The sequence below is a fragment of the Paratissierella segnis genome, assembly GCF_014385195.1.
Classification (GTDB): domain Bacteria; phylum Bacillota; class Clostridia; order Tissierellales; family Tissierellaceae; genus Paratissierella; species Paratissierella segnis.
Genome location: NZ_JACRTG010000031.1, coordinates 1 through 24,878, shown reverse-complemented (window position 1 = coordinate 24,878; position 24,878 = coordinate 1). Strand labels below are relative to the sequence as shown.

Annotated in this window: 26 protein-coding genes and 1 riboswitch; of the genes, 17 read left to right on the top strand and 9 right to left on the bottom strand. The window is 34.0% G+C overall.

Translation table 11 applies throughout. The features are described from left to right. The first annotated feature begins 14 nt into the window (after positions 1–14). Complete coding sequence (locus H8707_RS13505) at positions 15–1,385, top strand: MATE family efflux transporter (RefSeq protein ID WP_262430674.1); 1,371 nt, start codon at positions 15–17, stop codon at positions 1,383–1,385. Positions 1,386–1,412: 27 nt separating this feature from the next. On the opposite strand, the gene H8707_RS13500 is transcribed toward H8707_RS13505, so the two are convergent. Continuing rightward, the gene (locus tag H8707_RS13500) at positions 1,413–2,216 is read right to left on the bottom strand and encodes an ABC transporter permease (protein WP_262430673.1); all 804 of its coding nucleotides are present in this window, start codon (positions 2,214–2,216) and stop codon (positions 1,413–1,415) included. After that, complete coding sequence (locus H8707_RS13495; RefSeq protein ID WP_262430672.1) at positions 2,209–2,985, bottom strand: ABC transporter ATP-binding protein; 777 nt, start codon at positions 2,983–2,985, stop codon at positions 2,209–2,211. Before H8707_RS13495 ends, H8707_RS13500 begins: the two co-directional genes overlap by 8 nt. Positions 2,986–3,136: 151 nt before the next feature. On the opposite strand from H8707_RS13495, the gene H8707_RS13490 reads away from it, so the two are divergent. After that, the gene (locus tag H8707_RS13490; protein ID WP_262430671.1) at positions 3,137–3,718 is read left to right on the top strand and encodes a thymidine kinase; all 582 of its coding nucleotides are present in this window, start codon (positions 3,137–3,139) and stop codon (positions 3,716–3,718) included. A gap of 52 nt (positions 3,719–3,770) precedes the next feature. Here H8707_RS13490 and H8707_RS13485 read toward each other — a convergent pair whose 3' ends face one another. The 3 genes from H8707_RS13485 to H8707_RS13475 are packed head-to-tail and all read right to left on the bottom strand — an operon-like array spanning position 3,771 to position 5,749. Continuing rightward, complete coding sequence (locus tag H8707_RS13485) at positions 3,771–4,838, bottom strand: DUF4097 family beta strand repeat-containing protein (protein WP_262430670.1); 1,068 nt, start codon at positions 4,836–4,838, stop codon at positions 3,771–3,773. 12 nt (positions 4,839–4,850) lie between these two features. Then, positions 4,851–5,435: a DUF1700 domain-containing protein gene (locus H8707_RS13480; protein ID WP_262430669.1), complete on the bottom strand. Its 585-nt coding sequence runs from the start codon at positions 5,433–5,435 to the stop codon at positions 4,851–4,853. Then, positions 5,432–5,749: a PadR family transcriptional regulator gene (locus H8707_RS13475; RefSeq protein WP_262430668.1), complete on the bottom strand. Its 318-nt coding sequence runs from the start codon at positions 5,747–5,749 to the stop codon at positions 5,432–5,434. Before H8707_RS13475 ends, H8707_RS13480 begins: the two co-directional genes overlap by 4 nt. A 167-nt stretch (positions 5,750–5,916) precedes the next feature. Between H8707_RS13475 and dpsA the strand changes: the two genes are divergently transcribed. Both dpsA and H8707_RS13465 read left to right on the top strand, forming a co-directional pair. Next, positions 5,917–6,780 (top strand): dipicolinate synthase subunit DpsA, encoded by an 864-nt coding sequence (gene dpsA, locus H8707_RS13470; RefSeq protein ID WP_262430667.1) that lies wholly within the window; start codon positions 5,917–5,919, stop codon positions 6,778–6,780. A gap of 3 nt (positions 6,781–6,783) precedes the next feature. Then, complete coding sequence (locus tag H8707_RS13465) at positions 6,784–7,362, top strand: dipicolinate synthase subunit B (RefSeq protein WP_262430666.1); 579 nt, start codon at positions 6,784–6,786, stop codon at positions 7,360–7,362. Positions 7,363–7,409: 47 nt separating this feature from the next. On the opposite strand, the gene H8707_RS13460 is transcribed toward H8707_RS13465, so the two are convergent. Together H8707_RS13460 and H8707_RS13455 are read right to left on the bottom strand one after the other, a co-directional pair. Further along, positions 7,410–8,183, bottom strand: a complete 774-nt coding sequence (locus H8707_RS13460; protein ID WP_262430665.1) for an aspartate kinase — start codon at positions 8,181–8,183, stop codon at positions 7,410–7,412. 9 nt (positions 8,184–8,192) lie between these two features. Further along, complete coding sequence (locus H8707_RS13455; protein WP_262430664.1) at positions 8,193–9,203, bottom strand: aspartate-semialdehyde dehydrogenase; 1,011 nt, start codon at positions 9,201–9,203, stop codon at positions 8,193–8,195. A gap of 130 nt (positions 9,204–9,333) precedes the next feature. Here H8707_RS13455 and dapA point away from each other — a divergent pair, with 130 nt between their 5' ends. From dapA to H8707_RS13440, 3 genes are all read left to right on the top strand, one after another. Continuing rightward, entirely contained in the window at positions 9,334–10,209 is an 876-nt protein-coding gene (gene dapA / locus H8707_RS13450) for a 4-hydroxy-tetrahydrodipicolinate synthase (RefSeq protein ID WP_262430663.1), read from the top strand. A 166-nt stretch (positions 10,210–10,375) separates the two neighbouring features. Then, entirely contained in the window at positions 10,376–11,086 is a 711-nt protein-coding gene (locus tag H8707_RS13445) for a response regulator transcription factor (protein WP_262430662.1), read from the top strand. Next, complete coding sequence (locus H8707_RS13440; RefSeq protein WP_262430661.1) at positions 11,079–12,473, top strand: sensor histidine kinase; 1,395 nt, start codon at positions 11,079–11,081, stop codon at positions 12,471–12,473. Before H8707_RS13445 ends, H8707_RS13440 begins: the two co-directional genes overlap by 8 nt. A 119-nt stretch (positions 12,474–12,592) precedes the next feature. On the opposite strand, the gene H8707_RS13435 is transcribed toward H8707_RS13440, so the two are convergent. Beyond that, positions 12,593–12,862, bottom strand: coding sequence for a hypothetical protein (locus H8707_RS13435; RefSeq protein ID WP_262430660.1), 270 nt, complete (start codon positions 12,860–12,862; stop codon positions 12,593–12,595). A gap of 277 nt (positions 12,863–13,139) precedes the next feature. Between H8707_RS13435 and H8707_RS13430 the strand changes: the two genes are divergently transcribed. Next, a complete protein-coding gene (locus H8707_RS13430; RefSeq protein ID WP_262430659.1) occupies positions 13,140–14,120 on the top strand; it encodes a dipeptidase in 981 nt (326 codons plus the stop codon). Between the two features lie 52 nt (positions 14,121–14,172). Here the strand turns inward: H8707_RS13430 and rodA are convergent, their stop codons facing one another. Next, the gene (rodA, locus tag H8707_RS13425) at positions 14,173–15,285 is read right to left on the bottom strand and encodes a rod shape-determining protein RodA (protein ID WP_262430658.1); all 1,113 of its coding nucleotides are present in this window, start codon (positions 15,283–15,285) and stop codon (positions 14,173–14,175) included. Between the two features lie 408 nt (positions 15,286–15,693). Here rodA and queG point away from each other — a divergent pair, with 408 nt between their 5' ends. The 9 genes from queG to H8707_RS13375 all read left to right on the top strand — a co-directional run bounded on the left by queG (position 15,694) and on the right by H8707_RS13375 (position 24,413). Continuing rightward, positions 15,694–16,725 carry a tRNA epoxyqueuosine(34) reductase QueG gene (gene queG, locus H8707_RS13420; protein WP_262430657.1) on the top strand — a complete coding sequence of 344 codons (1,032 nt, stop codon included), beginning with the start codon at positions 15,694–15,696 and terminating at the stop codon, positions 16,723–16,725. 130 nt (positions 16,726–16,855) lie between these two features. Then, a complete protein-coding gene (locus tag H8707_RS13415) occupies positions 16,856–18,046 on the top strand; it encodes a glycine C-acetyltransferase (protein WP_262430656.1) in 1,191 nt (396 codons plus the stop codon). Positions 18,047–18,656: 610 nt separating this feature from the next. Beyond that, complete coding sequence (locus tag H8707_RS13410) at positions 18,657–18,938, top strand: DUF503 domain-containing protein (protein ID WP_262430655.1); 282 nt, start codon at positions 18,657–18,659, stop codon at positions 18,936–18,938. 21 nt (positions 18,939–18,959) lie between these two features. After that, positions 18,960–19,598, top strand: a complete 639-nt coding sequence (gene nth / locus H8707_RS13405; protein WP_262430654.1) for an endonuclease III — start codon at positions 18,960–18,962, stop codon at positions 19,596–19,598. Further along, positions 19,598–20,992 carry a VanW family protein gene (locus H8707_RS15175; RefSeq protein WP_316699693.1) on the top strand — a complete coding sequence of 465 codons (1,395 nt, stop codon included), beginning with the start codon at positions 19,598–19,600 and terminating at the stop codon, positions 20,990–20,992. Before nth ends, H8707_RS15175 begins: the two co-directional genes overlap by 1 nt. A 68-nt stretch (positions 20,993–21,060) precedes the next feature. Then, a riboswitch (cobalamin riboswitch) is annotated at positions 21,061–21,240 on the top strand. Between the two features lie 128 nt (positions 21,241–21,368). Continuing rightward, positions 21,369–22,313, top strand: a complete 945-nt coding sequence (locus tag H8707_RS13390) for an ABC transporter substrate-binding protein (RefSeq protein WP_262430653.1) — start codon at positions 21,369–21,371, stop codon at positions 22,311–22,313. A gap of 13 nt (positions 22,314–22,326) precedes the next feature. Next, a complete protein-coding gene (locus tag H8707_RS13385) occupies positions 22,327–23,376 on the top strand; it encodes a FecCD family ABC transporter permease (RefSeq protein ID WP_262430652.1) in 1,050 nt (349 codons plus the stop codon). A gap of 91 nt (positions 23,377–23,467) precedes the next feature. Next, a complete protein-coding gene (locus H8707_RS13380) occupies positions 23,468–24,253 on the top strand; it encodes an ABC transporter ATP-binding protein (protein ID WP_262430651.1) in 786 nt (261 codons plus the stop codon). Between the two features lie 31 nt (positions 24,254–24,284). After that, positions 24,285–24,413, top strand: coding sequence for a hypothetical protein (locus H8707_RS13375; protein ID WP_262430650.1), 129 nt, complete (start codon positions 24,285–24,287; stop codon positions 24,411–24,413). Positions 24,414–24,878: the final 465 nt, after the last annotated feature.

Below are 24,878 nucleotides of genomic sequence, written 5' to 3'. Positions count from 1 at the left end.
GAAAGGAAGTTATAATGAGCAGAGAACTTAACTTATTAGAAGGAAAAATTGCACCAACATTAACAAAATTGGCATTGCCTATAATGGGGACATCCTTTATTCAAATGGCTTATAATCTTACAGATATAATTTGGCTAGGAAGGTTAAGCACGGAGGCCGTTGCAGCATCTGGAACCGCCGGGTTTTTTATGTGGCTCGGGTCATCATTGGTTATGATATCACAAATAGGCGTTGGAGTAGGTATAGCCCAATCGATAGGCAGGAATGATATGGATGAAGCAAAAAAATATATCTCAAATGGATTTCAGCTTGATTTTTTAATCGCAATGATTTATTCGATTTTACTCTTTATTTTTAGGCACAGTCTTATAGGGTTTTTTAATTTAGATGATCCTAATGTTGTTCAAATGGCAATAGACTATTTAACAATAATAGCAATTGGCATTGTGTTTCACTTTTTAAATCCAATATTTTCAACAGCCCTAAATAGTTCGGGTAATAGTGTGACTCCATTTAAAGTAAATGCATTGGGGTTAATATCAAATATCATACTTGACCCGGTATTTATATTTGGATTTGGTCCCATCCCAGCTATGGGTATCAAAGGTGCTGCTTTAGCTACAATATTAGCTCAGTTTTTTGTCACCATCATATTTATTATTTCAGGTAAGCTAAACGGAACTATATACTCCCATGTAAAGTTGTTGGTTAAGCCGGATTTAAAATATATAAAACATATAGTAAAATTGGGATTTCCACCATTTGTGCAGTCAGCATTACATGCAAGTATAAGCATGATATTGACCAAAATAGTTGCTAAATTTGGAGCTATACCGGTTGCAGTGCAGAGCATAGGCTCTCAAATTGAATCCATATCATGGAATACTTCTGAAGGCTTTTCCACTGCAATATCTACCTTTACCGGACAGAACTACGGTGCTAAGAAATATGATAGAATAAAAGAAGGCTATAATATCGGAATGAAAATTCTGGGTTCTATCGGACTTTTTGCATCGCTACTATTGATATTTGCAGCCAGACCTTTATTTACGATTTTTACACCAAATGATCCTGTGGCAATATGGGAAGGAGTAAGATATTTAAGGATATTGGGAGTATCCCAACTATTTATGTGCATAGAGATTGGGACTGCGGGAGCTTTCAATGGTCTTGGAAGGACATTACCTCCTACAATCATTGGGGTTAGTTTCAATATATTGAGAATACCTCTTGCTGCTATATTATCAACTTATACAGCTCTGGGGTTATTGGGGGTATGGTGGAGTTTAAGTTTAACCAGTATTTTGAAAGGAATAATTTTAGCAACATGGTTTATTTATATATTAAAATATAAATTAGAAAAAGAAATTACTGCTTTAGAATAAGATGAGGATAGAGGGGCACCTCTATCCTTATTTGCTCCATTTAAATAGCTTATCTTCTAAAATTGATATCAATTTATACATTACAGCAGATATTAGTCCCAGTATAAATATACTCATCATAACAATATCCAGTTTAAACACCTGACCGCCATATACTATTAACCATCCGATACCGGCTCTTGATACCAGAAATTCTCCGACTATGACGCCAACCCAAGATAAACCTATATTTATTTTTAGAGTACTAATCATACTTGGAATAGAGGCTGGCAATATCAATTTTCTTAAAACTTGAAATTTTGTAGCTCCAAAGGTTTGTAATAGTTTTATTTTATCTTCATCTACTGATTTATAGCTCTCATACATATTCATAATCGTTACGACAATTGAAATTGAAATAGCTGTAACTATTATTCCCTTATATCCTGCACCCACCCAAATAATTATTATTGGGGCTAAGGCTGTCTTTGGAAGACTGTTTAATACAACAAGATAAGGGTCTAATACCTTTGCCCAAAAATTAGACCACCATAGCAATATAGCAATGATTATTCCTAATAAGGTACCAAAGATAAATCCTGCAATAGTTTCATAAACAGAAATTCCGACATGTTTCATCAGTTGCCCATTCTTCATGTAATTTAAAAATAGCTTCCAAATTGCTGATGGGCTGCTGGTAAGGAATGTATCTATCCATTTAAATTGCGCAGCTATTTCCCATAAAAGCAGACCAATAATCAAAACGCTGATTTGTGTAATTAATATACTTTTCTTTTCCCTTTTTATCTTATCAACAAAAATTTCATGCTCTTTAGAATACTTATTAGACATGTATATCCAACTCCTTCCAAATTCTATTAAAGTAATGTCTAAATTCAGGAGCTTCTCTGGATTTCATAGGGCTTACAATATCATTATAGGTAAGTTTAATATCGATGATATCTTTGATAACAGCAGGTCTATTGCTTAATACAACAACTCTATCTGAAAGGCTAATGGCTTCAGCTATATCATGGGTTACCATTACAGCAGTTTTTTTCTCTTTTTTTAAGATTATACCTACTTCGTCTGCTATTGCCAGTCTGGTTTGATAGTCGAGAGCAGAGAATGGTTCATCTAATAACAATAGATCCGGTCTTAATATTAGAGTTCTTATTAGAGCAACCCTTTGTCTCATTCCTCCTGATAACTGATAAGGATAGGAGTCCATAAACTCTCCTAAACCGTAATTAGCAATCATGTCCTTGGCTTGCTGTAGGGTTTTATCGTTCAATTTGCCTTGGATTTCCAATCCGACGACAACATTATTTAATATATTTCTCCAGTCAAATAATTGATCTTCTTGGAACATGTAACCTATATTTTTTAAAGGAGCCTCGACAGGCTCACCATTAACCTTTACTATACCTTTACTGGGCTTTATTAAACCTGAAATTATTGACAATAAAGTTGATTTACCGCAACCGCTGGGACCTACTATACCGACTATTTCACCTGTGTATATATCCAAATCCAATTTTTTTATCGCTAAGGTTTCTTCTGTTAATGTATGATAAAGCATACTAATATCTTTAAGTTCCACAATCTTTTTTATGTCCATGTTCTACCTCCCTAATAGGATTCATAATTTATATTATTCTTATATGGGCTCTTTTGTGAGCGCATTTGAAAGTAAATCAATTCATTTTCTTTGTCTAAAGTTTAAATATAATGTTATAATAAATAGGTAATAATTTTAGGGGGGAATTAATTTGCATCAATACAAAGGAAAATTGATAATACACACAGGATCTATGTTTTCAGGGAAAACATCTAATTTGGAAAATGATATTAAACGATTTAAAATAGCAGGATATAAGACGGTGGCATTCAAACCTATATTGGATACCAGACATACTACATCAGAGATAGTCACACATGATAAGGCCATTTTAGAAGCTATTCCGGTGAAGGATATAGACGAAATCATAAAATACTTAAATGAATATAAGCCGGATGTAGTCGGCATAGATGAAGTGCAGTTTTTAGACGGAGATGTAGAGAAGATCCTGGAAGGGATAAATGGATTTTTGGCAAATGGAATAACTGTTATATTAGCGGGGCTTGATATGGATTTTTCCGGGCATCCATTTGAAATAGTAAAAGAACTTATGCCTCTGGCAGATTATTTATATAAGCATCATGCTGTTTGCGTAAAATGCGGTACAGATGCTTGGGTAAGTCATCGAAAGACAAAGGAGACTGCAAGGGTTGTAATCGGAGCAAGTAAGGAGTATGAGCCATTGTGCAGGAAATGTTTCTTGGAGGAAAGGGAAAAAGAACAGGAGAAGTGATAAAAATTAAAGGGGCATAGTGTCAAAGTTGACTATGTCCCTTAATGATTTACTATTTAAAATAAATGTCCCCTGATGATGTGTCTATTCTCATTTCATTATCTCCTGTACCTTCTTTAAACTCATATCTATTACCCTTGTACTTATTTATGCTAATATCCCTGTCTGTAAACACATCACCTGATGATGCAGTACACATGACACTATAGTTAGCGCCATCTTCAAACACTACTACAACGTCCCCGGAGCTGGTAGCTATCTTCAAATCCTTGGAAGAGTTATCCGCATATAGTTTTATATCTCCGGAGGAGGAGTCAATACTGCTGTTACAATTAAGTTCGGCTAAAATCAAATCTCCTGATGAAGTTATTATATTTGCACTCTTTCCACTGAGATTATTAAGCTTGATATCTCCTGATCCGGAGTTCAAATCAAAATGAAGACCTGCTATATCATTCACAAAGATATCAGCGGATGAGGAAGAAATACTAAAATCTTTATTAAAACTTTCGGGAACTGAAATTTCTAAAATTACATTGGATTCTGAAACGGTATAGCTATTTTTATCGGACATAAGCTTGATATTTAATACTTTTCCATTTCTTTCAGTTTCCAACTTTGGCACAATATTGGATTTTATTGTGCCGTGGTATTTTATCCATATATCATCTCTGTCCTCTTGGGTTACCATTATATCTACAAACCCCGAATTTATTTTAATCGAGTCTATACCATCAATACTCTCATGCTTTTGTTCATCTATATTATAAGTTTTCAGATTTTTGGGAGTGAATTCAAACCAACTGTTACTACCATCTATATCTGTATTGCTTTTGTCGTCTTTTACTTTGATTCCATTCCATCCTATTTGGACTTCATCGCCTCCATCTTTTACACTTATGCCTTTCCAACCGATGGATACATGGTCATCACCATCTTTTACATCGATACCATCTTTACCGATTTTAACACTTGAATCCTCAGACCTTATATTTACAAAATCGTCGTTAGCAGAGTTGTTAAAACTTATGTTGTCATAATACCTAAGGGAATAAATCCCTATTCCGAAAGCAATCAATATTACTCCTATCAATATGGGAACAAGTTTTTTGATATCCATTTTCTTAACCTCCTATTTATTAACCAATTCAATATTCCATTTTATATATTTAATGCTGATTCGATAAATAAATTTTGTCAGAATAACTGCTAAAATAATAATCAAAACACCTAAAGCTCCAAACCCTACACCAAAGGATAGTGTAGTTAGTAAATGGAAATTGGGGATATGGCCAAAAAACTTAAATGGCATCAGGGGTATTCCAAAGAATAATCCTATCCCTGCAAATACAAGGCCTATACCTATACCGTAAATGGCAATTAGAACTCCAAGCACTGCTATATATGGGCCTAAAACAATAATCACATTGAATGCAATCAACAAAACTATGATTAAAGCCCTTCTTAAAGTATCATTTGAGGTATTGTAGCTAATTGTGGGGGGACTATCATTATAGGCATTTCTATAATTTGTCTTATAGCCTTCCGCAATATCTTTTGGTTCTCCAAGCTCATTAGCAATTTCTTCTTCGGATTTTCCTTTAGAGATTCCAATATTGAAATGTTCTTCATAGTCTGATAAAATATCTTGAATTTCGGACTCAGGCATTCCTTGTAGATATAATTTCAATTTATCTATAAATTCTTTTCTATTCACATTAAATCCCCCCTCAATATATTATTAACTCCGTCAACAAAACTTTCCCATTCAATCATTAGTTCTTCAAAGACCTCTTTGCCTTTCTCGGTTAATTTATAGTATTTTCTGGGTGGACCTTCTTGAGATTCCTCTAGATAAGTTGATACATATCCTTCTGTTCTAAGTTTCCTCAATAGGGGATATATGGTCCCCTCGGATATGTTTATGAATTTGGATATTTTTTCTACAAGTTCATAACCATAGTGGTCTCTTCTATCAAGTAAGGAAAGAACACAAAGTTCAAGTACGCCTTTTTTAAATTGAATGTTCATAAGAGCCCTCCCCTTATATTTTACTATACTATATCACATGCTACCTTATATTACAAGGTACCTAATTAAAAAATGTAGTCTTATTTCTGTGAATTGATTCTTCACTTATTAACCCATATAAACATAGAATATAATAGTTTGAAAATTTCCTAATAAGGGGGTCCCATATGGGTAGAAAATTTGCTATTTTGGGTGGAGATATGAGAAGTGCTGTATTGTCCGATTTACTTAAGGCGGATGGAAACGAAGTAATGCTCTTTGGCTTTGATAAACTTGGACAATATAGGGAAGAAGACCGGAGTTTAGAAGATGTAATAGCTGATGCACAATTTGTAATTGGACCTTTACCATTTTCAGATACAAACGAAAAAATAGATACTCCTTTTTACACTGGTGAAATATTGGTTGAAGATGTGCTGGAACTTTTAAATAAGTCTCAATTATTTATGGGAGGAAAAATAAACGATAATATTATTGATAAGGCCATAGATAAAAAAATTAAAATGGCTGATTATTTTGCCCGAGAAGAGATGCAGGTATTAAATGCAATACCAACGGCAGAAGGGGCAATCCAAATAGCGATGGAAGAAATGCGCATCACATTACATGGTTCTAATGCCATGGTTTTGGGATATGGCAGGATAGGTAAAGCATTATCAAAAGCGCTCTATGGAATTGGCGCTAACGTTTATGCCGCAGCCAGAAATTATGGAGATTTGGCATGGATAAGAAATAATAACTATACATCGGTTAATATTAGTACATTACAGTCAGATATATCAAAGATGGATGTTATTTTCAATACAATACCTCAAATGATATTAAATGGGGAATTACTCAATTATATAGACAAGAACTGTGTCATAATCGACTTAGCGTCTAAGCCCGGAGGGGTTGATAAAAGTTCGGCAGAAAAGCTCAAGCTAAATACAATTAGTGCATCGGGACTTCCGGGAAAAGTTGCGCCAATTACAGCTGCAAAGGTTATAAAGGATACAATTTATAATATTATTGAGGAGTTGGAGGTATAAATAATGTCAATTGAAGGTTTGAAGATAGGTTTTGCACTTACAGGTTCGTCTTGTAATTTTAGTAATGTATTTCCCGTTATTGATGAGTTGGCTGAGAAGGGTGGGGACATTTATCCCATAATATCTCATGCAGTAGATACATTTGATACAAGGTTTGGTACAGCTTGGGAGTGGAAAAATAGATTAGAGGAAATTACAAAAAAGGAATTGATAAAGACTATAGTTGAAGCTGAGCCGGTGGGGCCCAAATTAAAGCTTGATGTTTTGGTTGTTGCACCATGTACAGGAAACACTATTGCGAAATTGGCAAATGCCATAACTGATACATCGGTGACCATGGCATGTAAGGCTCATCTAAGAAATCAAAGACCATTAATATTAGCTATTGCAACAAATGACGGGCTTGGTGCCAATGCTAAGAATATTGGGATGTTGTTAAACATGAAGAATGTATATTTTGTACCTTTTGGTCAAGATGATGCAATAAATAAGCCTAATTCCGTGATAGCAAAATTTGATAAAATAGAAGGGACGATAGAAGCTGCTTTAAAAGGTAAACAGTTTCAACCATTGTTGGTGTAAATGAAAAACGGTGCATTGCACCGTTTTTAAATTTCTTCATTATCTTTTTAGATATCGACTATTTCCTTGCTGCCTTTATTATCAGATATAAGTGTTCCGCAACTTTCTTCAAAGCTCGACAGTATTCTTATGGGTATCTTAAACTCTTTTCCTAATTTCACTGCCTCAGGATGAATAACTGTAGCTCCGTTTAAAGACATTTTATACATATCATCATACGAGATCTCTTTTATATATTTTGTAGTTGGCACAATTCGTGGATCCTCCATAGCTACACCCGGTACGTCAGTGAATATGTCAACCCTGTCTGCCTTTAAGAATCCTCCTAAGGCAACTGCAGATATATCGCTTCCGCCTCTGCCGAGAGTGGTAATATCCATATTGCTTGTTATTCCCTGAAAACCTGCTACAACTGCGATTTTATTTTCACTTAAAATCTTAAATATCCTATCAGTATTTATTTCCAATATTTTGCTTGAATTGAAATTATCATCTGTCAATATGCCTGCCTGAAACCCCATAAGCGGCTCTGCTGGATATCCTTCTGCTTCCAATAGATGGGAGAGAATTGCTGCTGATATTGTTTCTCCGCATGACATAATTAAATCCCTCTTTCTAGGATCAATTTCAGCACATATATTTTCTAATTGTTTAATCAGTGTATCCGTTGCGTATGGATCACCGTTTCTGCCAATTGCAGATGGCACTATTACTAATCTATGACCTTTTGATATTGCTTTTTTAATATGATTTAAAAATTTGCTTTTTCTATTTATATTTGTAAGAGATGTTCCTCCGAATTTTTGTATTACGATGCTCATATTGCCCTCCTATAATAGCTTGAGTTCTATTAAAGTTTCCGCGATTTGAACTGCATTTAGAGCTGCGCCCTTTCTCAAGTTATCAGCTACTACCCACATGTTCAGCCCATTATCAACTGTGAAATCCTTACGTATACGACCGACATAAACATCATCCGTATCTGTAGCATACAAAGGCATGGGATATAGATATTCTTTAGGGTCATCTATTACTGCAATTCCTTTTGAGGATTTTAGCAGTTTCTTTATATCCTCAATTTCAAAGGCAAGTTCAGTTTCAATATTTATTGATTCAGAATGTCCTCTAAATACGGGAATTCTTACTGTAGTTGCATTTACCTTGATATTTTTATCCAATATTTTATTTGCTTCATTTACCATTTTCATTTCCTCTTTTGTATATCCATTTTCGATAAATGAATCTATATGAGGTATTGCGTTGAATAGAATTTGATAAGGGTATACAAAATTTGCTATTTCTTTTTCATTCACATAAGCTTTTGCTTGTGTATTTAATTCATCTATAGCATTTTTCCCGGTACCTGAAACAGCTTGATAGGTAGATACAACAATTCTTTTTATTTTATATTTATCATGAATAGGCTTTAGTGGTACAAGCATTTGAATTGTCGAGCAATTGGGGTTTGCGATTAGACCTTTATGATTTTTTAGACTTTCGGAATTCACCTCAGGAACTATAAGTGGAATATCAGGCTCAGTTCTCCATGCACTGCTATTATCTATTATTACAGCTCCCTCACTAATTGCGATAGGAGCGAGAATTTTACTGATCTCAGCCTCAACACAGAAAAATGCAATATCAACTCCTTCAAAAGCTCCTTCACGAGCCTCTTTTGTATATATTATTTTGTCATTAAAATTAATTTTTCTACCTTTGTTTGCGGATGTACCCAATAGTTTTATAGATTGTATCGGGAAATTTCGCTCAATAAGAATTTTTGCCACTTCCTGCCCTACTGCACCCATAGGGCCGACTATTGCTATATTGTAAGTGCTCAAAATCAATTCCTCCTTAATTTATTAATAGTTAGATAATTCATTCTATTCAATATGACTATTCTTTGTTAGCAAATTAGTGTTCAAAATCATATGATGAATTATGTTGAATTTCTAAGAGAGGAGTATGTATATGATAAATTGGGGAAGATTAATAACAGCAATGGTTACACCATTTGACGATAAATTAAATGTCGATTATGATAAGGTTGTCTCATTGGCTAAGAAATTGACAAATGAAGGCAATACGGCTTTAGTGCTGACAGGAACAACAGGGGAAGCTCCTACATTAACATCGGAAGAGAAAGCGAATATATATAAGATAGTTAAGGAAAATGTGGGTGTGCCTATAATTGCAGGTGTTGGTACCAATTCCACTAAAGCCACAATAGAAAATGCAAAGGCGGCTAAAGAAATAGGAGTTGATGGTTTACTGATAGTAACTCCATACTATAATAAACCTGATCAGGATTCGTTATATTGTCATTTCAAAGCTATAGCTGAAGAAACAGATCTACCTATAATGCTATATAATGTTCCCGGAAGAACAGGCTGTAACATGTTGCCTGAAACTGTGGAAAAACTTGCTGAGATAGAAAATATTGTGGCTTTAAAGGAAGCGGGAGGAAATATAGTTCAGTTTGCAGAGATAATTAAGAGGGTACCGGATGACTTTCTTATTTATTCCGGGGATGACTCCATGACACTGCCGGCAATGGCTGTCGGCGCATATGGAGTGGTCAGCGTTGCTTCTCATATAGTTGGACCGGAAATGAAGGAAATGATAGACGCTTTCGTTGTTAAAGATACTGAAAGAGCTAAAGATATACATCTTAAATTATTGGATGTATTTAAGGATTTATTTATTGTAGCGAATCCCATTCCGGTAAAAGCTGCATTGAACATGACCGGTATAGATGTAGGCGGTGTTAGGCTTCCGCTGACAGGAGCAAGAGAAAAGGTGCTAAAAGTTTTAAGGAAAGACTTAGAGGAATTAGGCAAGTTATAAAGCTAAGAAAATATATTTACAATTTGAGAAATCTACCTTTCTATATGATAATATGATATAGAGGTAGATTTTTCATGAGAGTTTAAGGGAAAATATAGGAATTTGTAACAATTAACTCATTTTGTTATTATAAAGGAAGAATATGATATTAGAAAAGGTGAAGTTAATGAGCGAAAAAAGAATACTCCTTGTAGAAGATGATATAAATATTTGTAGGATTGTTAAACTCTATTTAGAAAATGAAAGCTTTATAGTAACTGATTTTGGTGATGGATTAGAGGCATGGGAAAGTTTCTTAAAAAATAAATATGATCTGGTGTTATTGGATTTGTTGCTGCCTGGGTTAGACGGGTATGAGATATGTAAAAAAATCAGAGAGATAAGTTATACACCAATAATAATGCTTACGGCCAAAGGAGGTCTGGATGAGAAGATAAAAGGCTTACACTTGGGAGCAGATGATTATATAACCAAGCCATTTGAAATACATGAACTAATTGCACGGGTTCTTGCAACGCTACGTCGCCGAGAATTGGACCATGAAGAGATACAAAGCAGAGAAGCTAATAGATTAGAATATGACAATTTGGTATTTGATATTGATGCTTTTGTTGCATATTTAAATGGAGAAATAGTCAATATACCCAGAAGAGAATTACAGCTACTTCAACATTTGATGATGCATCCTAATCAGGTCTTTACCAGAGACGATTTGATTGAAGGTATATGGGGATTGGATTTTGACGGGGAAGATCGTGTTATAGATGTATATATCAAGCGATTACGCAAACGACTAAAAAGTAAAACCAAGCAAAGCTGGGCAATAAAAACTGTCTGGGGAGTTGGATACAAATTTGAGGTGGAGAAAGATGTTTAAGTCTATAACTAAAAAGTTCCTATTCACATATATGGCGGTCACTATTCTAAGTTTACTATTAATAGCCGGTGGGGTTAGCCATTTAGTAAAACAAGAAATTTACGGGCAGAGAAAGGAATTTCTTGAGCAAAAAGCATTTCAGGTATATAGATTGTTTTCTATGTTGTTGGAAGATAAAATTTCCACCGAATATTTTACCAATACCCTAAACATGATTCAAAATGAGGACAAGTTAGGAATATCATTAATTGTTGAAGACCAAGAGATGGGGAGTATAGAAGGTTTCGGGAGAAAACCAATTAGCTCAAATCGTTCCGGAAGTGTAGATCAAGAGGTAGAAAAGGACTACTTCATTGCATACTTTGAAATAGAGGAGGAAGAACGGGATGTTCAGATGATGACCGTATCTGTACCCTTGAGGTTTAATGGGAAATTAATGGGAGAAGTCTTAATCTATAGCCCTGTGGTAAATGTGGAATTGGTCACTTCTAAGGTCAACAAGTCCATATTGTTAATATTTATAGCCATAAGTATACCTATGACATTGATAATCGTTTTTGTATCTCGAAAATTTACTATTCCGTTGATTCACATGAGCAAGATAGCCAATAATATATCAAAAGGGGACTTTTCAGAATCGATTACTATTAAAGGTAATGATGAGATAGCAGAGTTGGGACACTCATTAAATCACATGGCAGATAAGATTCAAGAGTTAGAGGAGCTCCGTAAGGACTCAATAGCAAATGTATCACATGAGTTAAAAACACCTTTAACTACCATTCAAAATTTCATGCAGGGAATATTGGATGGAGTAGTTCCGGAGAATCAGGTAGAAAGTTTTATAAAAATTGCAATTGATGAATCAAAGAGGTTGGGAAAGATGGTGGAAGAGTTGATTGTTCTTTCATCTTTTGAGAAAAAGCTTGTCAAATTGAATCTAACTACAAACAATATAGGTGATTTGATAGATGATGTATTTCTTCAAATGGATTTCCAACTTAAGGAGAAGAAAATTGTAGTGGAGAAAATGTTAGATTCTTCAATTACTGCAGATGTTGATCAAGAGCGTTTTAGACAGATGCTTATAAATATATTGGATAATGCCATAAGGCATATGCCTTACAATGGGAAGCTTCAGGTATGCTTGGAAAAATCATTGGATAAAAACTTTGTCCTTACAATAGTTGATTCCGGACCCGGTATTGAGGAAGAACACCTTCCGTATGTATTTGAAAGATTTTATAAAGTTGACCGTAGCAGGAAGAGGACTTCCGGCGCCGGTTTAGGTCTTACAATTAGTAAAAACATAGTAGAGGCTCACAATGGAAGCTTAAGCATTAATAATGACGAAGAAATGGGTTTACGTGTAGAGATAGTTATGTAATATAAAAATGATTTTAAATGGGAAAAAGCATACTAATAAATTAAGCATGCTTTTTCTAATCTATCTAAAATAAAAAAGAGGGGAAGTATGAAGTAGAAGTTGCAGTATAAGTATTTATCTTATGGAGTAACTGTTTCTTCATTAGGTTCTGCATTTTCATCGGAATTTACATCTCCCGTAGGATCTGTAGCTTCATCAGGGTTTTCAGGTTCATTAAGTTCTGAATTGTCCTCAGGTTCATCTACATCGGGACTTAATGTTTCATCAGTAACTGGTGGGTTTTCAGGATTATCTCCGGGTTGTTCACCATCAGTATTTCCTCCGCATGCTGTTACAGCCACCATGCTAGTTATCATAATAGCTACTAATAGCAATTTTTTAAATTTCATTTTCTTTCCTCCTATAAAATAATTATTCTTAGTTAATATCTTTCTCATTAACTTATCTATAGTTTAGTTTATAAATATGTCATTATTATGACATATAAAAAATTTAGTATAATAATTATTAACATTGGTTTCATCATGAGTGGAACGAAAGATCTCTGCTTTTTAAAAGATAGTGAGGAATTGTTCGATATAAAGTACTGGTGTAATTGAATAAGCTTCGATATAATATAATTATCATGTAAGCGGAAGAATATAATTAAATAAAGGGGAGGATAATATGAAGTATATTGATATGCATTGCGATACATTGATGAATGTGCCTGATCCCACAGGAAGTCAGACACTTAAGTCTAATTCCATTGCAAGCATAGATTTTAACAGAATGAAAAAAGGAAATACCATGGCGCAATTTTTTGCAGTATTTTTGTTACAGAAAGAAATGTTTGAGAAAGAACATAAAGAATATGTTGAGGACGATATCTATATTAAAAATTGTGTAAATACTTTAAAAAGATCAGTAGAGGAAAATGAAGAGATTATCTCAATGGCGTATAATTATGAGGATATTGTAAAAAATGATTCAATGGGAAAAATGTCTGCATTACTTACTATTGAAGATGGAAGAAGTGTTGAAGGGAGTTTTGAGAAGCTAAATAAGTATTATGATCTGGGGATAAGGCTGATAACTTTGACGTGGAACTTTGAGAATTGTTTCGGATTTCCTAATTCTGATGATCCGACTACTATGAATTCTGGACTTAAAAAGTTTGGCAAAGAAGCAATAGAATATATGAATGAACTTGGAATGATAATCGATGTATCTCACTTATCCGACGGTGGATTTTATGATGTGGCAGAGATGAGCAAGAAGCCATTTGTTGCATCCCATTCAAATTCCAGAACCCTTTCCCCTCATAAGAGAAATTTGACAGATGAAATGATTAAAGTTCTTGCAGAAAAAGGTGGGATTACCGGAATTAATTTTTCACCAACATTCTTAAATGAAAACCCTAAGGTAAGATACAGCTCTATAGAATTGTTAGTCAAGCATCTTAATTATATAAGAAATAAAGGTGGAGATGATATTTTGGCTATCGGGACCGATTTCGACGGTGTAAGCGGAACGCTTGAAATAGATAGTGTTGATAAGATGCCGCTGCTCTTCGCTGCTCTTAAGAGGGACGGCTGGAGTGATGATTTGTTAGAAAAGCTTGCATATAAGAATACATTAAGAGTTATTCAAGATACAATGAAATAAGGTTATATAAGGGAACTAGGCTATTTCATATAGTATAAGTTCCCTTGTATTTTCACTTATCAAAGGTTAATCCTTCTCTGTGGAGTCCCACGCTCAAAACTATTCCTATGCATATCATGTTTACCAGTTGAAATGTACCCCCATAGCTTAGGAAAGGTAAAGGTATACCTGTAATGGGCATCAGTCCTATGGTCATGCCGATATTCTCCCATATATGAAATAAAAACATTGCAACAATACCTATACACATACATGAGCCAAAGGTGTCTGTACTATTTTTTGCAATTTTAATCATTCTTTGAAGCATTATAAGGTACAATAATATGAGAACTATTCCTCCCAAAAAACCTAGCTCTTCTCCGATTACAGCAAAAATAAAATCTGTCTGCTTCTCCGGAATATAATTGTATTGAGTGTATACCCCTTGAAATAGTCCTCTTCCAAAGACCTTCCCGCTTCCGATTGCAATTTTACCTTGCATTGCTTGATATCCTGTATTGGACATATCTCTCTCGGGGTCAAGAAAGTTAAATATTCTATTTCGCTGAAACTCATCCAGCTTAAACCACAATATAGGTAAACTGGCAACCCCTGCAATAATTGCCATGCCGATATATTTCCATTTCACATCAGCTGCAAAAAGCATAATTGCAATAAAAAATACAAAAACTATTGCAGTTCCCGCATCAGGTTGTTTAAGGATAAGTAATACCGGCAAAAATGCAAATGCTAAAACCTTTAGTAAAGTAAAAGGCTCATTAATTCTTTCCTTATTAATGTCTATAAATTTTGCTAAAGATATGATGAGACCTACTTTAACAAACTCTGCAGGTTGAAACCCGAACTTACCTATATATAGCCAAGATCTTGCACCCCATTGTTCATCCCCGACACCTTTAAAAAGAACTACAATCAATAATAAATTGCATACTACATATATAGGAATATACAATTTAGATAGGACTTCATAATCTAAAAGAATCAATATAAGTATAACAAATAATCCCAATATAGTGGAAATTGCCTGCGTTTTAACTTGTTTTGACGATTCAAAACTTAATGTAGCTGATTTTATCATTATTAAACCGTAAATACACAAAGCAATAACTGAAAACAGCAATAAAAAATCAAATTTTTTAAAAGACTTTTTCTTTAGATTAAACATTTTCTACTTCCTTTTATTTTCTTAGCTGCATTTATTATAACATAAGTGCAATTCGCCAATCGAATTGCTACACACCGTTTCAATAAATGCATAAAAATAAAACTGTAAAAGTTTTATTACAACAACTGCATTTATTATAACATAAATGCAATCCTCCGATTGGATTGCTACACACCGTTTCAATAAATGCATAAAAATAAAACTGTAAAAGTTTTATTACAACAGCTGCATTTATTATAACATAAGTTTGCCTATTCAAATAGTACAAAAAGGTTACAATTATATGCTATAATTTATAAGAGAATTCACAATTCACAGTTCAGCAGTTTCGCGATTAAATAAAAGTGAAGAGTGAAGAACTAAGATTGAAGAGTTTTGCTGTGGTAGAGCTTTGAAGGGTTGGTTCATATGGATATTAAAGAATTTATAAAAATGAAATCAGAAAAATTGAATATTGATATTATAGGTTTTACGGATGCAGAACCTTTAATGAGAATAGATGATTATTTAACACGTAGGAAAGACAATTCAATTGCCACCGAATTTGAAGAGAAGGATTTAGAAAAGAGGATAAATCCTAAATTAACAATGCCAAATTGTAATTCTATAATCGTAATAGGCTTATCATATAATGTTGATTATACTCAAAAATGTAACTATAAGATCAAAGGCTTTCTCTCAAAATCATCATGGGGAATTGATTATCATAGAGTATTAAAACTAAAAATTGAGGAACTGATAAAGGAAATAAAAAAAGAAATTGACTTTGAATATAAATATTTTGTAGATACCGGTCCATTGGTAGAAAGGGAGCTTGCTTATAAAGCGGGCATAGGATATTATGGCAAGAATACAAATATAATAAATGATAAATATGGTTCCTTCATATTCTTAGGGTATATTTTAACTGATATAAAATTTAACTCATTTGACACAGCAATAGATGAAGAGTGCGGAGACTGCGATTTATGTTTGCGTGCTTGCCCTGCCGGTGCTTTGGAATCTCCTTATAGATTAAATGCTAGGAAATGTATATCTTATTTGACTCAAACTAAAAATAATATAGACTATGGACTTATGAAAAAAATGGGTATAATGATATATGGGTGTGATGCTTGTCAAAAAATTTGCCCTAAAAACAAACATATTAGATATTCTCGACACAGTGAGTTTATACCAAATATTACAAAGGGATATGTTGATATTGAGGAATTAATGAAAATGTCAAACAGAGAGTTCAAAGAAAAATATGGAGACATGGCAGGCAGCTGGAGAGGCAAAAATGTATTAAAAAGGAATGCTTTAATTGCACTTGGCAATATGAAAGATGAGGGAAACATTGAAATAATATATGAAGTAATAAAAGAAGAAAATCCATTTTTTGATGCTTATGTAAAATATGCTATTAATAATTTTTTATATAAGTCTGATGATGGATAGGAAGATTATGTTATACTATAAGAAGATAAATGTTTTCCACCTTGATATATTGGTTCCGGATGATCCAATCGAAATCTTTAATTTCATTGGTGGACAATCAATATTTTTAAAATAACAGGGAGGTAAGAATATGTCAAATGTGCATGAGTTAACCTTTTTAAAGGAAAAAATTGAGGAGCTAAAAGAACAGGGTGTGTATAGGAAATTGCCTGTACTTGAAACTCCAAGCCAATCAGAGGTTATACTAGACGGCAAAAAGGTAATCAATTTATCATCTAACAACTATCTTGGCTTTGCAAACCATCCCAGGCTTAAACAAGCTTCTATTAAGGCTATTGAGGATTATGGGGTAGGGGCAGGAGCAGTTAGAACTATTATTGGTAATTATAAACTTCTAGAGGATTTAGAGACTATCTTGGCTGAATTTAAAAGAGAAGAAGCGGCATTTGTTTATCAATCGGGATTTAACTGTAATGCCGGTACAATTCAAGCTATCACAGAGGCAGGCGATATTATAATATCCGATGAATTAAATCATGCATCTATTATTGATGGCTCCAGACTTTCCAAGGCAAATAAAGGAATTTATAAACATTCGGATATGGACAGCTTGGAAGCTATTTTAAAGGAAAGCAGAAAGAAATATAAAAACATCTTGATTATTACAGATGGTGTATTTAGTATGGACGGAGATATTGCCAAATTACCGGAAATTGTAGAATTAGCTGAAAAATATGAGGCAATGACATATGTTGATGACGCACATGGCTCAGGTGTATTGGGAGAGAGCGGAAGAGGAACCGTTGATCACTTTGGCTTGCATGGAAGAGTTGATTTTTCAATAGGTACATTATCTAAGGCAATAGGGGTAGTTGGAGGATATGTGGCAGGCTCAAAAACAATGTATGAATGGTTAAACCACAGAGCAAGACCGGTATTGTTCTCAACTTCATTGCCACCGGCTGCAACAGGAGCTATAATTGAAGCTATAACTATGCTGATGGAAAGCACTGAATACACTGATAGGTTATGGGATAATGCAAAATATTTTAAAGAAAAGCTGGGTAAATTAGGTTTCAATACAGGACATAGTGAAACTCCGATAACTCCTGTAATCATAGGTGAAGAGTCTAAGACTATGGAATTTAGCAGAAAGCTTTTTGATAATGGTGTTTTCGTTTCAGGCATCGTATTTCCAACGGTACCAAAGGGTACGGGGAGAGTAAGATGTATGGTTACGGCAGAACATACAAAGGACCAATTAGACGAAGCTGTAAAAGCATTTGAAAAAGTTGGCAGGGAAATGAATATATTGGAATAATTCACGATGCACGATGCACAATGCATAATTGTTTGGCGGGCTTTGCCCGCCTGTTTTTTCACTTTTCTTTAATTGTGAATTGTATTAACATTTAGTCTTTAGATTCATCTTCTAATCAACTTTTGACTACACAATAAAAGTCTGTCTTGCAAAATGAAGGGACTTGATAATTCTCTCAAGGGTCTATCTATATGGTCGTATCAGTCTACTAACATTTTGCTGTGGCATCCTTTTAAGTGCAGTTACCAAAAGTTGCTTAATGAATCTGCCTCTAAAGCCATAAATGTTATAAAAGTACATTACGAATTGTTTAAGGGCAGTATTATTTCTGCAGGATGTCATTCTGAGTACAACGAAGAATCCCATGGTAGTATGTATTAAAAATAGTAGAGATTCTTTGCTTTATGCTCACCCTTAGACTGCAAAGGGTACACGGCAGGACGACCCAAGGGTCGATTGTGAATTGTTTATGACCTAACCCAATTTATGATGCATTTTCATAAATTGATGGTAGGTCAAATGCAATAAGCACCAAATTTGTGCGACTAAAGGAGCAAACAAATTTGAGTTGCGAAACTGCTGAATTGTGAATTGATACGAGGTGTGATATTTGATAGTTGGAAACTGTTCATTGAAACTTACATTGTATGAATCAAATTCTCTAAAAGAAAAGAGACATATTATAAAAAGCTTAATTGGGAAGCTCCAATCAAGGTTTAATATTTCCATAGCTGAAGTAGATTTAAATGATAGTTGGAAGTCTTCTGTTATAGGCTTTGCTTGTGTAACAAATGATATTCATCATGCAAATCAAATAATATCCAATGTTATTAAATTTATAGATGGAGATAGTAGGGTTGAAATTATAGATTACGAAATAGAAATATTATAGGTGATAAATTTGAATAAAAATATGCTAGATAAAAAAGATATAGATAATGTACTGGAAATCTTATTGAAATTATATCCCGATGCAAAGGCAGAATTAAATTTTTCAAATCCCTTTGAATTGTTGATAGCGACGATTCTTTCTGCACAGTGTACGGATGTTCAAGTCAATAAAACAACAGCCGTTTTATTTAACGAGTTAAAAACTCCAAATGATTATGTCAAGTTAACAGTAGAAGAACTCGGAGAAAAAATCAAGAAATGTGGGTTTTACAATACTAAAAGCAAAAATATTTTGGGAACTTGCAATATTTTAATTGAAAAATACCAGGGAGAAGTCCCGGATAATATAGATGACTTGATGGAACTTCCGGGAGTAGGAAGGAAGACAGCAAATGTAGTCGTAAGTAACGCTTTTGGGACTCCGGCTATAGCCGTTGATACTCACGTTTTTAGGGTATCTAATAGAATCGGTTTAGCCAGTAGTGACAATGTCTTAGACACAGAAAAAGATTTGATGGAGAATATAGATAGGAGATTATGGTCTAAAGCTCATCATCTTTTAATTTTTCATGGAAGAAGAATATGCAAGGCAAGGAAGCCTTTATGTGAGAAATGTCCATTAACATTATATTGTTTATATTTTAAGCGCGGAGGGATTTAATGAAAAAAGCATTATTTATAATTATACCCCTTATTATTTTGATTGGAGGATTTTTAGGCGGAGGTTATTATATATATAAGAACGAAATAAATACAAATGCGATATATGACGGGATAACAATAGATGGTTATGATGTAAGTAATAAGACTAAGTCGGAGGCTTATGTTTTTATTAGAGACCAAAAAGAAGATGACGATAAAGGTAAATTTATGAAACTCTATTTTGAGGATAAAAGTTATGATATCAGCCTTAAAGATTTGGGATATTCATATGATTTTGAGAAGGCGGTCAATGAAGCATATGAAATAGGTCGTGAAGGGAATTTATTTAAAAGATATAAAGAAATACGAAATGTTAGAAAAAATAATATAAATATCAATCTCGAACCTTCTTATGACAATGACTTAGTTTTAAAAACCGTGGATATCATAGCATTAGATTTAAATCAGGACGGTAAGGATGCTGTATTAAACTTTAGCAATGGTAAATTTTCCATTTCAGAGGATAAAGATGGCAGAAAGGTAGATAAAGAGCAATTAGAAAAATTAATTGCAGATAATATCTATGAGTTAGAGGATATCAATATACCAATCGAAATAACAAAACCGAAAATAACTAAGGCAATGCTAGGAAGGGTGAATGGCGTTATTGGAGAATTTTCCACTTCATTTAAGGGTAGTTCAGGCGGTAGAATTCACAATATAAAATTGTCAGCTCAGTCTCTGAACAATCTTTTAATTATGCCCGGACAAGAGATATCATATAATAAAACAACAGGACCAAGGCAGGCGCAATCCGGGTACAAGGAAGCACCTGTGATTTTAAACGGTGAATTAACTCCCGGAATGGGAGGCGGCGTATGTCAGACATCTACTACATTGTATAACGCACTGCTTCTGGCGGATTTGACCATAGTGGAACGCCATCCGCATTCTATTGCTGCTGCCTATGTACCGCGGGGTCAAGATGGCGCAGTAGCTTCAGGTTATTTGGATTTAAGATTTAAAAATGATTTTGATTTTCCAGTATATATATCAACTAAGTCTGTAGGAGATAGGGTTTATATCTATATTTATGGGGATACAAAGGTTAAAGACTATACAGTGAAAATCGAACCTGAGTTGGTGGAAACTATACCTTATGAAACTAAAGAGGTATTTGATCCAAATGCTGAACCGGGTAGCCGAATATTAGTTCAAGAAGGAAGAAACGGATATAAAGTTCGTACTTTCAAATCCATTATCAAGGATGGTAAAGTAATAGATAGAAAACAAATCACTTTTGATTATTATAGAGAAAAAGATTTTATATACAATGTTGGACCAAAACCTACATTTAACGAACAACCTGTTGAGGAAGATATTGAAGATGTAGTAGATATACTATTGCCTTAATACTTTTCTTGAAAAAAATGAATGTATTTGATAATATAACGAGTGAGGGTAGATTGCCTTCTGTATGACAACTGAATAAACTGATAGGCGTTCTATTAGAACTTAAAAGGGAAAATGGTGAAAATCCACTACAGCCCCCGCTACTGTAAATGAGAACGAAATCAACTATTAACCACTGGAAATCTGGGAAGGTGTTGAGAGTAGAATGATTCATTAGTCAGGATATCTGCCTATTTTATTTGCCTCGGAGGGAGTGTTATTTAAATTTAAAACTTATCCTATTTTTGGGCATAAGTTTTTTTGTTTAAATATAAGGGCAAATTTATTTATCAATTTATAAAATATCATTTACTTTGAATTAGGAGGATGATTTAAAATGTACAAAAGATATAAACATTTATCATTGATTATTGCTTTAATGATAATAGCATTATCATTGATAGGGTGTACTAATAAAAAAACGGATAACGGAGATGGATTGGATAATTCTGCACCTAATGAATCTTCATTAAGCATAGAAGACGACTTTGGCAACAAGGTAAGCTTTGATAAAGCTCCGGAAAGAATTATTTCTCTGGCTCCTAGCAATACAGAGATTTTATTTGCCTTAGGATTAGGTGATAAGGTAGTTGGAGTTACATCTTATGATGATTATCCTGAAGAGGTATTAGAAGTAGAAAAAATTGGTGACTTCTCTGCAATAAATTTAGAAAAAATAATAGAATTAGAACCTGACTTGGTGATAATTTATGGGGAGGGTAACGAAGAAGAAAACGCAAGATTAAAAGAAGCCGGAATCCCCGTAGTTGGGTTTGAACCGGAATCTATAGATGAAATCATTGATACGATAAACAAAATTGCAAAAATAACAGGAAAAACCGCAGAAGCAGATAGCTTAACAAACAGCATGATGGAAAAAAGAGATGAAATCGTAAATAAGGTTAAAGGCAGCCCTAAGGTTAGAGTGTTTTACGAAATATGGCATGATCCTTTAATGGCTGCAGGCCCGGGTTCTTTTATGGATCAATTGATAGAACTTGCAGGGGGAGAAAATATTGCCAAGGATGCACAGGATGAATACCCTCAATTTGATTTAGAACAACTTGTTGAAAGAGATCCGGAAGTATATTTGACATCTGCAGATATGCCTGAAAAGACTCCGGAAGCTATGATGGCAAGACCCGGATTTGAAAATATTTCGGCAATTAAATCCGGGCAGGTATATGTTTTAGATCCTAATATTGTTTCAAGACCCGGCCCTAGAATTATTGAAGCTTTAGAGATCGTAGCTGAAAAAATTCATCCGGAAATTTTTAAATAAAGTTGGGATTTAAATGATAAATAGAATTAGCAAGACTAAATATTCATTAGTTTTAACAGTGTTAGCATTAATATTGCTTTTTTCTATAGGGCTGTTTTCCACAATAGGTTCGGCAAATATCAGCATTATTGATACTTTTAAAATAATTTTTTCAAAGATCCCTTTTTTAAAAAATGTTGTAGATATTTCACACTTGAACTCAGCTCAGAAAAGCATAATATGGAATATTAGGCTCCCTAGGGTGTTGTTGGGAGTTTTGGTTGGCGCCAGTCTTTCATTGACTGGTGCATCTTTTCAAGGAATGTTTAATAATCCAATGGCAGACCCATATATTATAGGAATTTCCTCCGGTGCTGCGCTGGGTGCAACTGTTGCCATTATCTTGAAATTGGATTTTAAAATATTCAACTTTTCATCTATATCTATATTTGCATTTTTGGGTGGAATTCTAGCAGTGGTGCTGGTTTATAATATTGCCAGAATAAAAAATCAGGTACCTGTTGTTACCCTTTTATTATCAGGTGTAGCTATTGGACAATTCTTCACCGCCGTTATGTCCTTTTTGATGGTGATATTTAGTAAGGACATGTCTAAGATCGTCTATTGGACACTTGGGAGCCTCGCAGGGAAGGGTTGGAACCCGATTATAACGTTAAGTATACCTATATTAGTATCCATGTTTTTAATAAATATTTTTGCAAGAGATTTAAATATAATGCTAACAGGAGATGAATCTGCAGAAAGCCTTGGCATAAATGTGGAGAGAACAAAGGTCTACATATTGCTGTTGGGAACATTTATGACTTCCGTTGTTGTATCTGTAAGTGGAATCATTGGATTTGTTGGGCTTATAATACCTCATATAGTAAGGATATTGCTGGGACCGGATCATAGAATATTGCTGCCTGCGTCAGCTTTTATGGGGGGGATATTTATGATATTTGCTGATACTTTAGCAAGAATGATAATCTCCCCGGTAGAAATTCCCGTTGGGATAATAACAGCATTATTTGGCGGTCCGTTTTTTATATATTTACTTAGAAAGAAGAAAAGAAATTTATAGAGTAATTGTGCATTGTGAATTGTGAATTGTGAATTGTGAATTGACTTGTGAATTGTGCATTGTGAATTGTGAATTGAAAAGGGTGTTTCTAATGTATTCAATAGAAGTAAAAAATCTTGAATTTGGTTATAGAGAATCTCTTATTTTAAAAGGATTAACTTTTTCTGTTAAAAAAGGAGAATTCGTGAGTATAATAGGTCCGAATGGTTCCGGTAAATCGACATTGTTGAAAATTTTAAACAATTTATACAGACCAAATGATGGCAATATCTTAATAAACGGTAAAGTAATTGAGGATTATAAAAGAAAAGATTTAGCAAAGATTATGGGATTTGTACCTCAAGATACTATTATAGACTATGAATTTACGGTAGAAGACATTGTAATGATGGGTCGAAATCCCTATAAAGGACCGTTTCAGAAAGAAAATAGAGAAGATTATAAAATAGTCGATGATGTAATGAATATGACAAATATATTTAAGTTAAAAGATAGACTTATTACTGAAATATCAGGAGGAGAAAGGCAAAGAGTAATAATTGCAAAAGCTCTTGCACAAAACCCCTCAATTATACTATTGGATGAGCCTACTTCTCATTTAGATATTAATCATCAAATTGACGTGCTCAATTTATTAAAAAAACTAAATAGTGAAAGAGGGACAACTATTATATTAATTATTCACGATATTAACTTGGCAGCCAGATATTCAGATGATATAATACTTTTAAATGAAGGAGAGATAATAGAAAGCGGCAATCCTGAAGATGTGATTACCGCTAAAAACATAGAAAAGGCATATAATTTAAATGCGGCAATTGAGATCAATAAATATACAAATACAGTATCTATTACCCCGCTAAAATTAATTAGATAAACAGAAATTGATTAATTAGGAGGGTGTCAAAATGAAGCATTCATTTGTGAAAATTAATTCGGTTGAAAATATAACAATCTTTGTATTAGTTCCGGTTTTTCTTGACGGAGAAGTTGAAATAGTAGCAGAGGGTAACGTTTACATAAATTGCCAACCTTGATAGGCTGGCAATTTATTTTGTTGTGTGCCAGGCATGGCACTAATCTAGCTAGTGAAAGTCTAGTCACGGGTATTTACCGCCAAGTGTAGCGAACCACAAGTTGGTATCAGTAATGATATAGATGAAGGAAGTGGTGTAGCAAAATTCTTGAGCCTACGAACAGAAACTTGATAAGGCGATTAGGTGGGTGAGGTTGCAATACAAACTTAAGCCCAAATGGTAAACGTAAACCGAAGTTGTAAATCAAGAGGTTGTGGAATGAAAGATTAGTGTCTTACCCTGGGAGACCCTACCCACATATTAAAGATATGGTCGAAAAAAAGGTTTAGGGAGGGAGTCAGACGAAGTCATAGTGTGCGACTTGAAGTCGCGGTTTGAATTGTACGAAAGTACTATCACATCCATCTCGTGATATTCCTACTGATAAGTGCTTAGTAAGAAATGAAAAGTGCAGAGCAATCGGAA

Excerpts from the sequence above, each read along its gene's own strand:
- H8707_RS13435 (WP_262430660.1), bottom strand. The coding sequence starts at position 12,862 with ATGAAATTTAAAAAATTGCTATTAGTAGCTATTATGATAACTAGCATG.
- H8707_RS15175 (WP_316699693.1), top strand. The coding sequence starts at position 19,598 with ATGAAAAAAGCATTATTTATAATTATACCCCTTATTATTTTGATTGGA.
- H8707_RS13460 (WP_262430665.1), bottom strand. The coding sequence starts at position 8,183 with ATGAGCATCGTAATACAAAAATTCGGAGGAACATCTCTTACAAATATA.
- H8707_RS13500 (WP_262430673.1), bottom strand. The coding sequence starts at position 2,216 with ATGTCTAATAAGTATTCTAAAGAGCATGAAATTTTTGTTGATAAGATA.
- dapA (WP_262430663.1), top strand. The coding sequence starts at position 9,334 with ATGATAAATTGGGGAAGATTAATAACAGCAATGGTTACACCATTTGAC.
- H8707_RS13485 (WP_262430670.1), bottom strand. The coding sequence starts at position 4,838 with ATGGATATCAAAAAACTTGTTCCCATATTGATAGGAGTAATATTGATT.
- H8707_RS13465 (WP_262430666.1), top strand. The coding sequence starts at position 6,784 with ATGTCAATTGAAGGTTTGAAGATAGGTTTTGCACTTACAGGTTCGTCT.
- nth (WP_262430654.1), top strand. The coding sequence starts at position 18,960 with ATGCTAGATAAAAAAGATATAGATAATGTACTGGAAATCTTATTGAAA.
- rodA (WP_262430658.1), bottom strand. The coding sequence starts at position 15,285 with ATGTTTAATCTAAAGAAAAAGTCTTTTAAAAAATTTGATTTTTTATTG.
- H8707_RS13440 (WP_262430661.1), top strand. The coding sequence starts at position 11,079 with ATGTTTAAGTCTATAACTAAAAAGTTCCTATTCACATATATGGCGGTC.
- H8707_RS13375 (WP_262430650.1), top strand. The coding sequence starts at position 24,285 with ATGAAGCATTCATTTGTGAAAATTAATTCGGTTGAAAATATAACAATC.
- queG (WP_262430657.1), top strand. The coding sequence starts at position 15,694 with ATGGATATTAAAGAATTTATAAAAATGAAATCAGAAAAATTGAATATT.
- H8707_RS13380 (WP_262430651.1), top strand. The coding sequence starts at position 23,468 with ATGTATTCAATAGAAGTAAAAAATCTTGAATTTGGTTATAGAGAATCT.
- H8707_RS13505 (WP_262430674.1), top strand. The coding sequence starts at position 15 with ATGAGCAGAGAACTTAACTTATTAGAAGGAAAAATTGCACCAACATTA.
- H8707_RS13385 (WP_262430652.1), top strand. The coding sequence starts at position 22,327 with ATGATAAATAGAATTAGCAAGACTAAATATTCATTAGTTTTAACAGTG.
- H8707_RS13495 (WP_262430672.1), bottom strand. The coding sequence starts at position 2,985 with ATGGACATAAAAAAGATTGTGGAACTTAAAGATATTAGTATGCTTTAT.
- dpsA (WP_262430667.1), top strand. The coding sequence starts at position 5,917 with ATGGGTAGAAAATTTGCTATTTTGGGTGGAGATATGAGAAGTGCTGTA.
- H8707_RS13415 (WP_262430656.1), top strand. The coding sequence starts at position 16,856 with ATGTCAAATGTGCATGAGTTAACCTTTTTAAAGGAAAAAATTGAGGAG.
- H8707_RS13390 (WP_262430653.1), top strand. The coding sequence starts at position 21,369 with ATGTACAAAAGATATAAACATTTATCATTGATTATTGCTTTAATGATA.
- H8707_RS13430 (WP_262430659.1), top strand. The coding sequence starts at position 13,140 with ATGAAGTATATTGATATGCATTGCGATACATTGATGAATGTGCCTGAT.
- H8707_RS13445 (WP_262430662.1), top strand. The coding sequence starts at position 10,376 with ATGAGCGAAAAAAGAATACTCCTTGTAGAAGATGATATAAATATTTGT.
- H8707_RS13475 (WP_262430668.1), bottom strand. The coding sequence starts at position 5,749 with ATGAACATTCAATTTAAAAAAGGCGTACTTGAACTTTGTGTTCTTTCC.